The sequence below is a fragment of the Kribbella endophytica genome (genome assembly GCF_054781295.1).
This window is the reverse complement of the sequence record NZ_BAAGUR010000001.1, coordinates 3,808,860-3,823,199: the sequence shown is the minus strand read 5'-3', so window position 1 is coordinate 3,823,199 and position 14,340 is coordinate 3,808,860. Positions and strand designations below refer to the sequence as shown.

Genomic DNA, 14,340 nt, shown 5'->3' with positions numbered 1-14,340 from the left:
AGCCATGTCCTTCGCCGCGCCACTCTTCCTCTGGTACTTCCTGCCAGCGGTGCTGCTGGCGAGCTGGATCCTGCCGCACCGGGCCCGCAACGGCGTGCTCGCGGTCTTCTCGCTCGGCTTCTACGCGGTCGGCGGGAAGGAGTTCGTGCTGCTCCTGCTCGCGCTGATCGCGGTCAACTACACCGCGGGGTTGGCGATCGGGGCACTGCCGCTGCGGCGCAGGAAGACCGTCGTCGTCGCGACGGTCGCCGCCGACCTCGCCGTACTGGCCGTCTGGAAGTACGCCGGATTCGCGTCGACCGCGGCACACTCGATCGCGCAGGGGCTCGGCCTCGGCGACACCCGGATCATCAGCCTGGCGCTGCCGATCGGGATCAGCTTCTTCACCTTCCACCACCTGTCGTACGTCGTCGACGTCTACCGCGGCGTCCGGCTGCCGATGCGCAACCCGCTGACCTTCGTCACCTACATCGCGATGTTCCCGCAGCTCGTGGCCGGGCCGATCGTGCGCTACCACGAGATCGCGGACCAGCTCCGGAACTCCCAGCGCGACCGGTTCGCCGATTTCGCCGAGGGATTCCCGCGGTTCGCCTGGGGCCTGTTCAAGAAGGTCGTGATCGCGGATTCCCTGGCACCACTGGCGGATGCGGCCTTCGCCACCAGCGATCCGTCGACGGCGACGGCCTGGATCGGTGCGCTCGCGTACACCGGCCAGATCTACTTCGACTTCTCCGGGTACTCCGACATGGCGATCGGACTCGGCATGATGTTCGGCCTGCGACTGCCGGAGAACTTCGCCCGGCCGTACTCCGCGATCTCGGTGACCGACTTCTGGCGCCGCTGGCACCAGTCGCTGTCGCGCTGGTTCCGCGACTACCTGTACGTGCCGCTCGGTGGCAACCGCGGCGGGACGTTCCGCACGTACCGCAATCTCAGCATCGTCTTCCTGGTCACGGGTCTGTGGCACGGCGCGGCCTGGACGTTCGTGGTCTGGGGCGCGTTCCACGGGCTGCTGCTGATCGTCGAACGGGCCACCGGGCTCGGCCGGTCCGAGCGCTGGGCCGCGCCACGGCGTGCGATCACCTTCCTGCTGGTCGTTTTCGGCTGGGTGCTGTTCCGGGCCGAGTCGTTGCCGGCGGCCGGAAAGATGCTGCAGGCAATGGTCACCCCCACGAATTGGACGCTCGCGCCCGACGTCGCCGTCCTGCTGTCCGGGCACCGGATCGCGCTGCTCGTGCTGGTGCTCGCGACGGTGTTGCTCCCGGCAACGTGGGTGACCGGCCGGGTGATCGACGGGCTGCAGGAGGCGCCGGTCTGGGCTCGCCGGTCGATCAAGGCCGTCGCGCTGGTACTCACGCCGTACGCCGGGATCGTGGCGGTGGCCGGGACGTTCAGCCCGTTCTTGTACTTCCAGTTCTGACAGGGGGATGTGGTGAGACGAGGTCAGGTGGTCGCAGGGGTCGTCGCGCTGGTGTTCGTGTTCGGACCGGCCTTCGGGTACGTCGTGGGGTTCCGGCAGGCGCCGGTGGACAACCGCGCGATCGCGCCGCCGCCCGCGGCGTCGGCCGGGTGGGACGCGTTCGACGCGGTCGGGCCGTGGGCCTCGGACCGGCTGGCGGGGCGGTCGACCGCCGTACGGGGGAAGTCGTGGTTCGATTTCCACGTCCTGCAAGAGCTGCCGGCTTCGGGGAAGGTCGTTCGGGGGCCTAACGGTTATCTCTTCCTCGGTGAGGACTTCACCAAGGCCTGCAAGCAGACGCCGGGCTTCCGGCAGGGCCTTGACGGGCTGGCCGCGCTGGCCGACGTGATCGAGCGGTCGGGGCGGAAGGTCGTCATCACGGCTGGGCCGAACAAGTCGTCGGTGGTGGAGCCGCCGGCTGTCGTACCGGAAGGGCAGTGTGCGCTGGACGGCATCGCCTCGCAGAACGCGACGCTTGATGCGTTCGAGCATCCGGCCTGGCTGGGGCTTCGGGAGAAGCTGACGAAGTCCCAGACCTACTGGAAGACCGACTCGCACTGGTCAGGCGCGGGTGCGGCGGTGTTCGCGCAGGAGCTGGCGAAGAAGCTGGGCGTGACCGCGCCGGTGCGGACCACACCGGACCAGGTGACCAAGACGGCCGACCTGAACGTCCTGCTGGGGCTGACCGGGACCGAGACGCCGCCGTCGCTGCAGGTGTCGACCGGTACGACGGTGACGCCGCAGCCGGGCTTCGCGGCGTACGACCCGACAAAGGTGCTGTACGGCGTCGAGCGGTGGAAGACCACGCCGGCGACCGGACTGGTCGGCGGGAAGTCGGTGATCATCGGCGACTCGTTCAGCTACTTCGCGCTGGGCAACCTGCGACCGCTGTTCGCCGACGGGACGTTCCTGTGGACCGGGCACGTCAGCGAGGCCGAACTGATCGCGGCGATCAAGGGCGCCGACACGGTGGTGCTCCAGATCGTGCAGCGGTCGATCACGCCGGGGCACGCGTTCGCGACGAAGGCCTTCCGGGACAAGGTCGCGGCGGCGCTGCGCTGAAAGACTCCGGCCCGGTGCGGACCACGAGGGCGGTCGCACCGGGCCGGGCCGGCGTACGGGCTAGCTCACGGCAGGTCGGGGAACCAGATCTTGATCTCGCGCTCGGCCGACTCCGGGGAGTCCGAGCCGTGCACCAGGTTCTCGCGGTTGGACAGCGAGTGGTCGCCGCGGATCGTGCCCGGGTTGGCCTTGCGGCCGTCGGTGGCACCGTTCAGCGCGCGGACGACCTCGATCGCCTCGTCGCCCTCGAGCACCAGCGCGACCAGCGGGCCGCTGGTGACGAAGGTGCGCAGCGGCGGGTAGAAGTCCCGCTCGACGTGCTCGGCGTAGTGCTGGTCGGCCGTCTCGCCGTCGATCGTGCGCAGCTCCATCGCCACGATCGACAGCCCCTTGGCCTCGAACCGGCCGAGGATCTCCCCGACCAGGCCGCGGCGTACGGTGTCGGGCTTCAGCAGGACGAGGGTGCGCTGCGACATGTCACTCTTCTCTTTCTCGAAGGCTGCTACGAAAGTCTCGGGTCGCCGAGCCTAACCGGCGGCCCGGGCCTGCGCGGCCTTGGCCTCTTCGATCCGGCGGCCGAGCACGATCGCCATCACCCAGAAGCCCGCGAAGGCCAGGCCGAGCACGAACATCACCGGTACGACGAAACCGAGGCCGACCGCACCGACCTGGACCGCCCAGCCGAGCACGTAGCCGACCCGGTTGCGCAGCAGGCCGGCCGCGACGATCGCCAGGACCGCGAGTCCCAGGCACAGCGGCAGCGCCGTACCGGCGCCGACGTCGGCGACCGAGATCATCACGATCGTCGCCAGCGCGAGCACGATCGACTCGAAGCCGAGCACGATCGACGCCAGCGACCTCATCGGTTGGCTTCCTTCGGCTTGCGGACCAGCAGCGTCCGGGCCTCACCGGCGGTGATCACCGAGCCGGTGATCAGGACGCCGCCGCTGCCGAAGGCGATCGCGTTCTGCTCGGCCAGCCGCAGCGCCTCGTCGATCGCGTCGAGCAGGCGCGGCTTGACGACGACCCGGTCCTCGCCGAACACCTCGGCGGCGATCTCCCCGAGCTCCTCGGCCGGCATCGACCGGTCGAAGGAGTTCCGGGTCACGACGACCGTCTCCATGATCGGCTCGTAGGCCTCGAGCACGCCGTACACGTCCTTGTCCTTCATCACGCCGATCACGCCGATCAGCGGGTTGAAGGCGAACGCCTCGGACACCGTCGCCGCGGTCGCCTCGGCGCCGTGCGGGTTGTGCGCGGCGTCGACGATGACGGTCGGCCCGGTCCGGACGACCTCCATCCGGCCCGGCGAGGTGGTCTCGGCGAAACCGGCCTGGACCACCTCGGTGGTGACGCGGCCCTCGGTCTGCTCGGTCGCGCCCAGCAGCGCCTCGACGGCGGCCAGCGCGGTCGCGGCGTTGTGCGCCTGGTACTCGCCGTGCAGCGGCAGGAAGATCTCCTCGTACTCCGCGGCCAGGCCCTTGATCGAGATCAGCTGCCCGCCGACCGCGACCGTGCGGCTGGTGACGCCGAACTCCAGGCCCTCGCGCGCGACCTGCGCACCGACCTGGTTGGCGCGGCGCTGCAGGACCTCCAGTACGTCGAGGCTCTGCTGCGCGATCACCGCCGTGCCGCCCGGCTTGATGATCCCGGACTTCTCACCGGCGATCGTGACCGGGTCCGTGCCGAGGATGTGCGCGTGGTCGACCGCGATCGGGGTGATCACCGAGACGACACCGTCGGCGACGTTGGTCGCGTCCCACGTGCCGCCCAGACCGACCTCGATGATCGCGACGTCGACGGGAGCGTCGGCGAAGACCGCGAACCCCATCGCGGTGATCACCTCGAAGAACGACAGCGGGTGCTCCTGCTCGGAGTCCACCACGTCCAGGTACGGCGCGATCTCGGTGTAGGCCTCGACGAACTGCTGCTCGCTGATCGGCTCGCCGTTCAGCGTGATCCGCTCGCGGACCGACTCCAGGTGCGGGCTGGTGAACCGGCCGGTCCGCAGCCCCGCCTCGCGGAGCAGGGAGTCGATCATCCGCGCGGTCGAGGTCTTGCCGTTGGTCCCGGTCAGGTGCACGACCGGGTAGGTCTTCTGCGGGTCGCCGAGCAGCTCGGTCAGCCGCTGGACGCGCTCCAGCGTGGGATCCATCTTGGTCTCCGGCCAACGGGCCTGGAGTTTCGCCGACACTTCGGCGTACGTGAGGTCGCTCATCAGGAGCCCAGTCTAGGGCGCTGTGGATATCCGGTCGGAGCATCCCTTGACAACCACTACGATTGTGCGCATGACCGAGATCTCCCGCGTTCCCGACAAGCCCACCCTCGAAGGCCTCGAGGAGAAGTGGGCCGCTGTATGGCGCGACCAGGAGACCTACGCGTTCGACCGGACGGCCGAGCGGGCCGACGTCTACTCCATCGACACCCCGCCGCCGACCGTCTCCGGCAAGCTGCACGTCGGTCACATCTTCAGCTACACCCACACCGACCTGATCGCGCGCTTCCAGCGGATGCGCGGCAAGAAGGTCTTCTACCCGATCGGCTGGGACGACAACGGCCTGCCGACCGAGCGTCGCGTCCAGAACTACTACGGCGTCCGCTGCGACCCGACGCTGCCGTACGACGCGTCCTTCGAGCCGCCGGAGAAGCCGGACCCGAAGAAGCAGATCCCGGTCAGCCGGCAGAACTTCGTCGAGCTGTGCGGCGAGCTGACGCACATCGACGAGCAGGCATTCGAGGCGATGTGGCGCCAGGTCGGCCTGAGCGTCGACTGGTCGTACCTCTACACCACGATCTCCGACGACTCCCGCCGGACCTCGCAGCGGGCCTTCCTGCGCAACTACGCGCGCGGCGAGGCCTACCTGTCCGAGGCGCCGACGCTGTGGGACGTCACGTTCCAGACCGCGGTCGCCCAGGCCGAGCTCGAAGCGCGGCCGTATCCGGGTGCCTACCACCGCATCTCGTTCCACGGTGCTGATGGCCCGGTCTACATCGAGACCACGCGACCGGAGCTGCTGCCGGCGTGTGTCGCGCTGATTGCGCACCCGGACGACGACCGCTACAAGAATCTGTTCGGTACGACGGTTCGCTCGCCGCTGTTCGATGTCGAGATCCCGGTCCTGGCGCACCCGGACGCCGAGATGGACAAGGGCGCCGGTATCGCGATGTGCTGCACGTTCGGCGACCAGACCGACATCACGTGGTGGCGTGAGCTGCAGCTTCCGGTCCGCACAGTCATCGGCCGAGACGGGCGCATCCTGCGCGACACCCCGGAGTGGCTGACCGGCTCCGCGGTGTACGAGGAGCTGGCCGGCAAGACCACCTTTAGCGCGCGGGAGCTGATCGTCCAGAAGCTGCGCGACAGCGGCGATCTGGACGGCGAGCCGAAGAAGACTGAGCGGATGGCGAACTTCTTCGAGAAGGGCGACAAGCCGCTCGAGATCGTCTCCACCCGCCAGTGGTACATCGCGAACGGCGGCCGCAGCGAGGACCTGCGGCAGGAGTTCGTCGACCTCGGCAAGGAAGAGGAGTGGGTCCCGGAGCACATGCGGCACCGCTACCAGAACTGGGTCGAGGGCCTGAACGGCGACTGGCTGATCTCCCGTCAGCGCTTCTTCGGCGTCCCGTTCCCGGTCTGGTACCCGATCGGTCAGGACGGCGAGCCGGACTACGACCACCCGCTGCTGCCCCGCGAGGAGCAGTTGCCGATCGACCCGACCTCGCAGGTCCCGTCCGGGTACGACGAGTCCCAGCGTGGCAAGCCGGGCGGCTTCCAGGCCGACCCCGACGTGATGGACACCTGGGCGACGTCGTCGCTGACCCCGCAGATCGTCTGCGGCTGGGAGCGCGACGCGGACCTGTTCGCGCGCACCTTCCCGATGGACCTGAACACGCACGCCCACGACATCATCCGGACCTGGCTGTTCTCCCGGGTCGTCCGCGCGCAGTTCGAGAACGGCACCCTGCCGTGGAAGCGCTCGATGATCTCCGGCTTCGTCGTCGACCCGGACCGCAAGAAGTTCAGCAAGTCCAAGGGCAACGCGGCACTGCCCGACGACATCCTGAACAAGTTCGGCTCCGACGCCGTCCGCTGGCGCGCGGCGATGGCCCGGCCGGGCCTGGACTCGCCGTTCGACGAGTCGCAGATGAAGGTCGGCCGCCGGCTGGCGATCAAGGTCCTGAACGCGTCGAAGTTCGTGCTCGGCTTCGGGGCGACGTCCGCCGACGCCGCCGCCGTCACCGAGCCGGTCGACCTGGCGATGCTGCACAAGCTGCGCCAGACCGTCGCCGAGGCGACCGCCGCCTTCGACCGGTACGACTACACCGGCGCGCTCGAGGTCACCGAGCGCTTCTTCTGGACCTTCTGCGACGACTACGTCGAGCTGGTCAAGGAGCGCGCGTACGGCGGCCAGGGCGAAGCGCCGGCAGCCTCCGCCAAGGCGGCCCTCGCGGTCGCCCTGTCGGTCCAGCTGCGCCTGCTCGCGCCGTACCTGCCGTTCGCGACCGAAGAGGTCTGGTCCTGGTGGCAGGAGGGCTCGATCCACCTGTCGAGCTGGCCGGTCGCCGACGTCGACATCGCGGTCGCCGACCAGGACCCGGCCGTCCTGGACGCGGTCGCCGAGGTCCTGGCCGGGATCCGCGGCGCCAAGTCCACGGCCCAGGTCTCGATGAAGACCGAGGTCTCCAAGGCCGAGGTCACCGGCCCCGCCGCCCGCCTCACCCTCGCCGAACGCGCCGAGAACGACCTGCGCGCCGCCGGCCGGATCACCGGCGAGATCCTCTGGAGCCCCGAGGACACCGCCGACTCCGTCACGGTCGTCGCCACGCTCTGAGAGGTTCCCGTACGCCGCTGACGCCCGCTTCCCCACCCGGAGGCGGGCGTCACGTCTTTCACCCCAACGACTACGCTGCGAAGCCAGTCACCCAGATGTGGAACCATCGGCCCGACCCCAGGCCAGTCCGAAGGAGCAACCCGTGAGCGACGAGAACCAGCCCCCCACCCCGGCTGCCTCAGGCCCTGCGGACCAGCCCCCGAAGAAGACACCCCGCCGGCGCGCGACGAAGGCCACGCCCAGGGCTGCGAAGAAGGCCGCGCCGGAGTCGCCCGAGCTGCCGTTCGACGGTCCCGCGAAGGGGGCGACGGCCAAGCCGTCTGCCGCGGAGTCCACTGCGAAGCCGCCCGCCGCGGAATCCGCGCCTGCGAAGCCCGCGACGACTCGCAAGACCGCCTCAGGTCGAAGCACAGCCGCCCGCAAGGCAGCGGCGTCCTCGACCTCCTCCGCGCCCTCCGCGCCCTCCGCGCCCTCCGCGCCCTCCGCGACAGACTCCACGAAGCCGTCGCCTGCAGCGGCCCCCGCACAGTCGTCCAGCGCGACACCGTCCACGGACTCCCCCGCCTCTGCGCCTTCGACCCCGTCGACCGGCGCCACCTCCGGCGTTGCCGCAGCACCGGCCCCTCCCACCGCCTCGACTCCACCCTCTCCCACCACGGACTCCTCGGCGACCACGTCGGCTGCCGGCTCCTCCGCGACCCCGTCGGCACCCGCCGGCCCTGCGAGCCCGGCTACTCCGGCGAGCAAGTCTGTTGGCTCGCGGGCCGGGCAGACTCCCATGCCGGCGCAGACCCCTATGCCTGCTCAGACGCCGATGCCCGCGCAGACTCCCCTCCGCCCGCAGGCCGCGAAGCCTGCTGAGCAGCCGGCTCCCTCCGCCAAGGACACCTCGTCTGCCGGCAGTTCCACCTCTGCCGCCGCGGGCGGGCAGTCGGCGGCGTCGAGCTCGACCAGTGCGGCATCCAGCAAGCCCCCCACCAGCCCCGCAGCAAGTTCTATTGCTAGTACGAGCGGAACACCCGCCACACCTCCCGCAAGCCCCAGCAGTTCGGCCGCTGGTGCAGGCGCGACCCCACGTACACCACCCGCAGACTCCGGCGCCCCCACGGCGCCTCCTCCTGCGAGTGCACCGGGCACGACACTCGCCGGCGGCCCCGGCGCAACACCACCCGCAGGTGCTTCCGACACAGCAGCCATCAGACGCCCACCTGTGGCCGCCCCGGCGACGAGCAGGTCCGCTGCGGAGACCCCGACCGCTCCTACGTCTCCGACGGATACGCCGTCGCGGGATGCGTCCTCGCAAAGTGCGCCGTCGCGGGATGCCTCCTCGCAGGGTGCGCCGTCGCCTGATGCAGCTTCGCCGGGCACGCCGGGGACAGCTGGTTCGGCCGGCACGACGCTTGCGGGTGGACCTGCGGCGACGCCGCCTACGGGCTCATCAGATGCCGTACGGCGACCACCCGTGGCAGCACCGGCTCCTAGGACCTCCGCCCAGGATGCTCGTACGACGCGACCCTCCCCCGGGCCGACGGACTCCACAGGCACGACGCTCGCCGGTGGACCCGGCGCAACGCCTCCGGCCGACGGAGGCGCGAAGCCGGGCGCACCCGGTGCAGCTACGGCTGGCGCGAGCGCCACGGCGAGTGCTGCGACGCCTGACACAGGCGGACGCACGGCTGGCACAGACAGCGCGACAGGCGCGGCCCGCACGGGTAGCGCAGCCGGCACGGGTAGCGCAGCCGGCGCGGGCGCCGCAGGCACGGCTGGTGCAGGCACGGCAGCCGGCTCCGCCGGTGTAGGCACCGCGGCCAGGTCCGCCGGCACAGGCACCGCGGCCAGCTCTGCTGGTGCAGGCACGGCGGCCAGCTCTGCTGGTGCAGGCACGGCGGCGGGCTCCGCTGATAGAGGCAGCGCGGCAGGCACGGGCGGCAAGGGCACCCCTGCAGGCACCACTGGCGCGGGCATTGGATCGGGCGCGCCTAGTACGAGCAGCACGACGGGCGCCGCCGGTACAGACAGCGCGACAGGCACTGGTACGGGCAGCGCGGCAAGCGCCGGCGCTGCGAGCACCGCGGCAGGAGCCGCTGGTACGCCAGCTCGATCAGACCGCGCGGCGGGCGGGGTTGGAGCAGGCGGTACGAGCAGCGCGGTAGGTGCCGCTGGTACGCCAGCTCGGTCAGACCGCGCGGCGGGCGGGGTTGGAGCGGGCGCGGCCGGCTCTGGCAGCGCTGCGGGTGCCGCTGGTACAGGCGGCACGGCAGGCGCGGGCAGTACGGGCATCCCAGCTGGCGCTTCAGGCACAGGCGCCGCGGCAGGCGCGCGCAGTGCAGCGGGCGCAGCCAGTACGGCGACTGGCACTGGTGTGAGCAGCGCAGCAGGTGCAGCTGGTACGGCGGCTGGCACTGGCGCGGGCAGGACAGCGGGCCCGACCGGTCCAGGCAGTGCTGCAGGAGGCTCGGCAGGTTCTGCTGGCGCAGGTAGCGCGGCAGGTGTAGCTGGCGCGGGTAGCGCGGCAGGTGTAGCTGGCGCGGGTAGCGCGGCAGGTGTAGCTGGCGCAGGCAGCGCGGCAGGTGTAGCTGGCGCAGGCAGCGCGGCAGGTGTAGCTGGCGCAGGCAGCGCGGCAGGTGCTGCAGGCGCAGGTACCGCGGCAGGTGCTGCTGGCGCAGGTAGCGCGAAGGCTGCTGACGGTGCGCCTGCGGCGAGGGCTGCGGGCCGGGAGTCTGCGGCGACGACCGGCGGGGCAGGCGCGGCGACCGGCAAGGCGGGTGCAGCGAAGGCTGCTGCTGGTCCGGGCGCGACCTCCGCAGGGAAGGCTGACGCTCGTCCGGGCGCGGCCTCCGGTGGGAAGGTTGTTGACAGTGGGCCTGACCCGCGGCCGGGGGGTGGGAAAACGCCTCCTGGCGGCAGGCCTAAGCGGTCTTGGCGGCGGAATCCCTGGGTGACTGTTGGCGGGGTCGTGGTCGTCCTGCTGATACTCGCCTTGTTCGGGTACATCGGCGGGCTCGGCCCGATGAGTCGACTGAACACTGCGCGCGGCATCACGCCCCCGACCGCCCTGGCGGGGCTGGATCGGATTACCGATCCGGAACTGCGGGATCAGTTGAAGCTGGATCAGACGCGGGAGGCGTTGAGCCGGATCAACGACGGGAAGCAGGCGACCGTCGAGGCGTACGGCGATCTGGACGGCGAGCGGATGTACGTCGTGATCGCGTTGCGCGGGAAAGTGGACATCGACAAGACGATCAGCGACTCGGGCGCGAAGCCGGATCAGGTGAAGCAGGTCGGGGCTTCGACGTGCGTCGCGTCGACCGACACGTTGCCGACGCAGTGCTACCGCGGCTCGAACACGTTGACCGTGATCGTGCAGGCAGCGAACGACGGTGCGAGTGTCGACGACGTCGGCCCGGTGTCCGACGAAGCCTTCACGTCCATGAAGTAAAGAAAACAACGAGAAAGCCGCCGGTCCCCGCGCAAGTTGGGGGCCGGCGGCTTTCCACTAGGCGAGGGCTAAGAGCCGAACGCCGCCAATTGCAGCGCCGCATCAGCAGCGCCTGTGCGCGACTTCGCGAGCGGAGTGAACGGCTTGTAGTCCTGCGTGCAGGTCGAGTTGTCCGCCGGTGCCTTCAAGCGCACCAGGTAGTCGGTGATCTTCTGGTCAGCGCACGCGCTGATCCCGATCGTCCCGTGGCCGTAGCCCTCGACGGTGACCATCCGCGCGTCCGGGTACAGGTCGGCGTACGGCCGCGTGGCCTGGTACGGCGTCGCCGGGTCGTGGCGCGTGCCGAAGACCAGGACCGGCGACTTGACCGAGAGGTTCCACGGGCCGAGGAACGCGTCCGTGTCGCGGACCGGCATGAACTCGCAGGCCAGGCCGACCCAGGCGCGCAGGGCGCCGAAGTGCGGGGCACGACGGTTCGCGTCGGCAGCGAACTGCGAGTATGCGAGCGGACGCCCGGACTGGTGCGCCTCGATGCACGGCTGGAGGCCGGCGCCGAGGCCGCTGTACTCCTCCTGCCGCCGGTTCCACTCACCAAGTACCTCCCCAGCAACGGATGCGGCCGCAGCAGAGCGAGCAGCAGGAGCAGGCGCGGCGAGCTCGGCCAGCGTCGCAGCCAGGTCCGTCCAGACCACCGGCGAGTACAGGTTCTGGAAGATCAGGAACAGAGCGGTCTGGTAGCTGACGGTCATCGTCGTACCGTCCGGCAGCGGCACCTCGGCCGGGTCCGTCTTCAGCCGCTGCAGCAGCTTCTCCGCAACCGTTGCCGGATCACCCAATGCCGCCAGCGCGCACCGCTCGGCACCTGCCTTCTTGCACTCGGCAAGGAACTGCTTGTACGTGTCCGCTGATCCCTCACCCTGCCGAAGTCGTACGCCGAGCGGCCGCCGGTCACCATCGGAACCGGTGTACCACTCAGGCGAGAGCGTCCCGTCGAGTACCAGCGCGCGCACGTTGCCCGGGAAGAGCTTGGCGTACGTCGCGCCGAGGTACGTCCCGTACGAGTACCCCGCGTAGCTCAGCTTGCTGTCGCCGACCGCGCGCCGCAGCAGATCCATGTCACGGGCAACGTTCGCGGTCGAGTAATGCGTCAGCCGGTCCGGCGACGTGGTCAGGCAGCCGACAGCTGCGCGCAGCATCACCCGCGTGTAGGCCTTGGTCTGAGCAGCACCAACAGGGAACGGCTCGATGCCGGTGAACGCGGCGTTCTCCTCGGCGGCCGTCGGGAAGCAGGTGACCGGGTCGGACTGGCCGACCCCGCGCGGGTCGAAGCCGAGGATGTCGAACTTCGCCCGGACCTCCGGCGTGTAAGCGATCTCGGCCGCCTGCTGCACGAAGCCGATGCCGGGTCCGCCAGGTCCACCCGGGTTGGTGAACAGCGTCCCGACCTTCTGGCCGGACGCGGGGAGCCGGGTCAACGCGATCGTGGTCGTCGCACCGCGCGGCTGGTCGTAGTCGGTCGGCACCTCGACCGACGCGCACTGGAACTTGGCCAGCGCCGGATCGGTGCCGCAGCTCTTCCACGCGATCTTCGGTACGGCGACGCGCGCGGCCTTCGCCGCCTCACGCCGTACGAGCTCCGCATCGGCTCCCGAGCCCGACGCCACCGCCGACGCACCGGCCGAGGCAGGAGCCCCAGTGAAGGCGGGTGCCGCAACGGCGGGCGCGAGCGCCGCCGGCACGGCCACAGCGGCGACGACGGCCAGGGTCAGAGTGGTCCTCGTGGTTCTTCGCACGGTTCTCCCTCACTCGTGGACGGGTGCGAGCGGCACCCGTGCCACGACGCTAGGCAACGGAGCCGTCCGCACGCGTCCCCCCAAAGGCTTAGACCCGCATCCACCTAGCGGATGTCGAACGGCCGTCGGTTCTGCACACAGGTCGCGCCATCGGCCGGCCGCTGCAACTTCACCAGGTACTGCGTGATCGCCGCGTCGGCGCACGCGCTCTTGCCGATCGTGGTGTGGCCCCAACCGTTGATCGTCAGCAGGTGCGCGTCGCGGTAGAGGTCGGCGTACGGGCGTGTGCCCTCGTACGGCGTCGCCGGGTCGTGCCGGGTCCCGATGACCAGCACCGGCGCGTCCGTCCTCAGCTTGGTCCACGGACCGCGGAAGGCGTCGGCGTCCCGGATCGGAATGAACTCGCAGGTCTGACTGACCCACGTCCGCAGCCGGCCGAAGTGCGGGTACTTCTTGTCGGCGGCATCAGCCATCGCCTCGTACGCGAACGGCCGCCCGGTCTGCTGCGCCTCGACGCACGGCTGCAGGCTGCTGCCGATCGAGGCGTACTCTTCCTTGTCCGCAAGGAGTTTCGCGGTGGATGCACTCGTTCTCTGACCACCACCGAGCTGAGCCAGCATCGCCGCGAGGTCAGGCCAACCGGCCGGCTCGTACAGCCCGCTGAAGATGATGCCGACCATCATCGGGTAGGTGATCGTCACCTTGGTCCCGTCCGGCAGCGTCAGCTCGCCCGGCTTCGTCTTCAACCGCTCGAGCACCCGCTCGGCGGCGACGCCAGGATCACCGAGCTTCGCCAGCGCACACTGCGCAGGTCCAGCGGCACGGCACTCGGCCTTGAACTGCGCGAAGACCTCCGCGGCCCCCTTGGCCTGTCCGAGCCGAACGCCGAGCGGAGCGTCGTTCAGCACCGAACCTGAGTACGACGACGGGTTCCATGCGCCGTCGATCGCGAGCGCGCGGATGTTGTCGGGGAACAGCTTCGCGTACGTCGCCCCGAGGTACGAGCCGTACGAGTAGCCGATGTAGTTCAGCTTCGCGTCGCCGACCGCCTGCCGGAGCAGATCCATGTCGCGGGCAACGTTCGCCGTCGAGTAGTGCGCGAACCGCTCCGGCGAGGTCTTCGTGCAGCTGCGCCCGATCTTTGCGTTGACCGCCGTCAGCTGCCGGACCTCGGCACGGTTCATCGGGAACGCGATCACGTCCGCCGCCGCGGCGTTCTCCTCAGCCGCCGTCGGGAAGCACGTCACCGGATCCGACTGCCCGACCCCGCGCGGATCGAACCCGATGATGTCGAACTTCGCGCGCACCTCCGCCGAGTACGTCGACAGCGCGTTCCGCTGCACGAACGAAACCCCAGGCCCACCAGGCCCGCCCGGGTTCGTGAACAGCGATCCGATCCGCTCCCCGGACGCGGGCAGCCGCGTCAACGCGATCGTCGTCGTCGCGCCCCGCGGCCGGTCGTAGTCCGTCGGCACCTCGACCGAAGCACACTGGAACTTCACCAGCGCGGGATCGGCCCCACAGCTCCCCCACGCAATCGCCGGTACGCCGGGGCGGGCGGCCTCCGCGCGGGCAGCACCTGCGGCACTCGGCCCCACGGCGGCCCCCGCTGGTACGGCAAGCGCCGTCGCCCCCGCCGGTACGGCGAGCGCCGTCGCCGCCGCGACGGCGGCGAGGCTTCGGACAGTCGGGCGTTTTCGCACGGTCGCGCGCATCGGAGCTCCCCAGCAGGTCGACGGTCGGTTCTCCGCCCAC

10 protein-coding genes are annotated in these 14,340 nt (G+C 70.4%); 4 read left to right on the top strand and 6 right to left on the bottom strand.

Features of this window, described 5'->3' with window-relative positions; all coding sequences use genetic code 11:
• Window positions 1-4: 4 nt before the first annotated feature.
• Window positions 5-1,420: an MBOAT family O-acyltransferase gene (locus ACYVIO_RS18300; protein WP_460651981.1), complete on the top strand. Its 1,416-nt coding sequence runs from the start codon at window positions 5-7 to the stop codon at window positions 1,418-1,420.
• A gap of 12 nt (window positions 1,421-1,432) precedes the next feature.
• Window positions 1,433-2,521 carry an alginate O-acetyltransferase AlgX-related protein gene (locus tag ACYVIO_RS18295; RefSeq protein WP_460651980.1) on the top strand — a complete coding sequence of 363 codons (1,089 nt, stop codon included), beginning with the start codon at window positions 1,433-1,435 and terminating at the stop codon, window positions 2,519-2,521.
• 65 nt (window positions 2,522-2,586) lie between these two features.
• Here ACYVIO_RS18295 and ndk read toward each other — a convergent pair whose 3' ends face one another.
• The 3 genes from ndk to ACYVIO_RS18280 are packed head-to-tail and all read right to left on the bottom strand — an operon-like array spanning window position 2,587 to window position 4,739.
• Window positions 2,587-2,997 carry a nucleoside-diphosphate kinase gene (ndk, locus tag ACYVIO_RS18290; RefSeq protein WP_460651979.1) on the bottom strand — a complete coding sequence of 137 codons (411 nt, stop codon included), beginning with the start codon at window positions 2,995-2,997 and terminating at the stop codon, window positions 2,587-2,589.
• 51 nt (window positions 2,998-3,048) lie between these two features.
• On the bottom strand, window positions 3,049-3,384 hold the full coding sequence (locus ACYVIO_RS18285; protein WP_460651978.1) for a DUF4233 domain-containing protein: 336 nt from the start codon (window positions 3,382-3,384) through the stop codon (window positions 3,049-3,051).
• Entirely contained in the window at window positions 3,381-4,739 is a 1,359-nt protein-coding gene (locus ACYVIO_RS18280) for a bifunctional folylpolyglutamate synthase/dihydrofolate synthase (protein ID WP_460651977.1), read from the bottom strand. The genes ACYVIO_RS18285 and ACYVIO_RS18280 overlap by 4 nt, the downstream gene beginning before the upstream one ends.
• A 70-nt stretch (window positions 4,740-4,809) precedes the next feature.
• On the opposite strand from ACYVIO_RS18280, the gene valS reads away from it, so the two are divergent.
• On the top strand, window positions 4,810-7,353 hold the full coding sequence (gene valS / locus ACYVIO_RS18275; RefSeq protein ID WP_460651976.1) for a valine--tRNA ligase: 2,544 nt from the start codon (window positions 4,810-4,812) through the stop codon (window positions 7,351-7,353).
• 87 nt (window positions 7,354-7,440) lie between these two features.
• Here valS and ACYVIO_RS18270 read toward each other — a convergent pair whose 3' ends face one another.
• Complete coding sequence (locus tag ACYVIO_RS18270) at window positions 7,441-8,028, bottom strand: hypothetical protein (protein WP_460651975.1); 588 nt, start codon at window positions 8,026-8,028, stop codon at window positions 7,441-7,443.
• A gap of 2,263 nt (window positions 8,029-10,291) precedes the next feature.
• Here ACYVIO_RS18270 and ACYVIO_RS18265 point away from each other — a divergent pair.
• On the top strand, window positions 10,292-10,792 hold the full coding sequence (locus tag ACYVIO_RS18265) for a hypothetical protein (protein WP_460651974.1): 501 nt from the start codon (window positions 10,292-10,294) through the stop codon (window positions 10,790-10,792).
• Window positions 10,793-10,860: 68 nt separating this feature from the next.
• Here the strand turns inward: ACYVIO_RS18265 and ACYVIO_RS18260 are convergent, their stop codons facing one another.
• Together ACYVIO_RS18260 and ACYVIO_RS18255 are read right to left on the bottom strand one after the other, a co-directional pair.
• Window positions 10,861-12,585, bottom strand: a complete 1,725-nt coding sequence (locus ACYVIO_RS18260) for an alpha/beta hydrolase (RefSeq protein WP_460651973.1) — start codon at window positions 12,583-12,585, stop codon at window positions 10,861-10,863.
• Window positions 12,586-12,689: 104 nt separating this feature from the next.
• Complete coding sequence (locus tag ACYVIO_RS18255) at window positions 12,690-14,300, bottom strand: alpha/beta hydrolase (protein ID WP_460651972.1); 1,611 nt, start codon at window positions 14,298-14,300, stop codon at window positions 12,690-12,692.
• Window positions 14,301-14,340 lie beyond the last annotated feature (40 nt).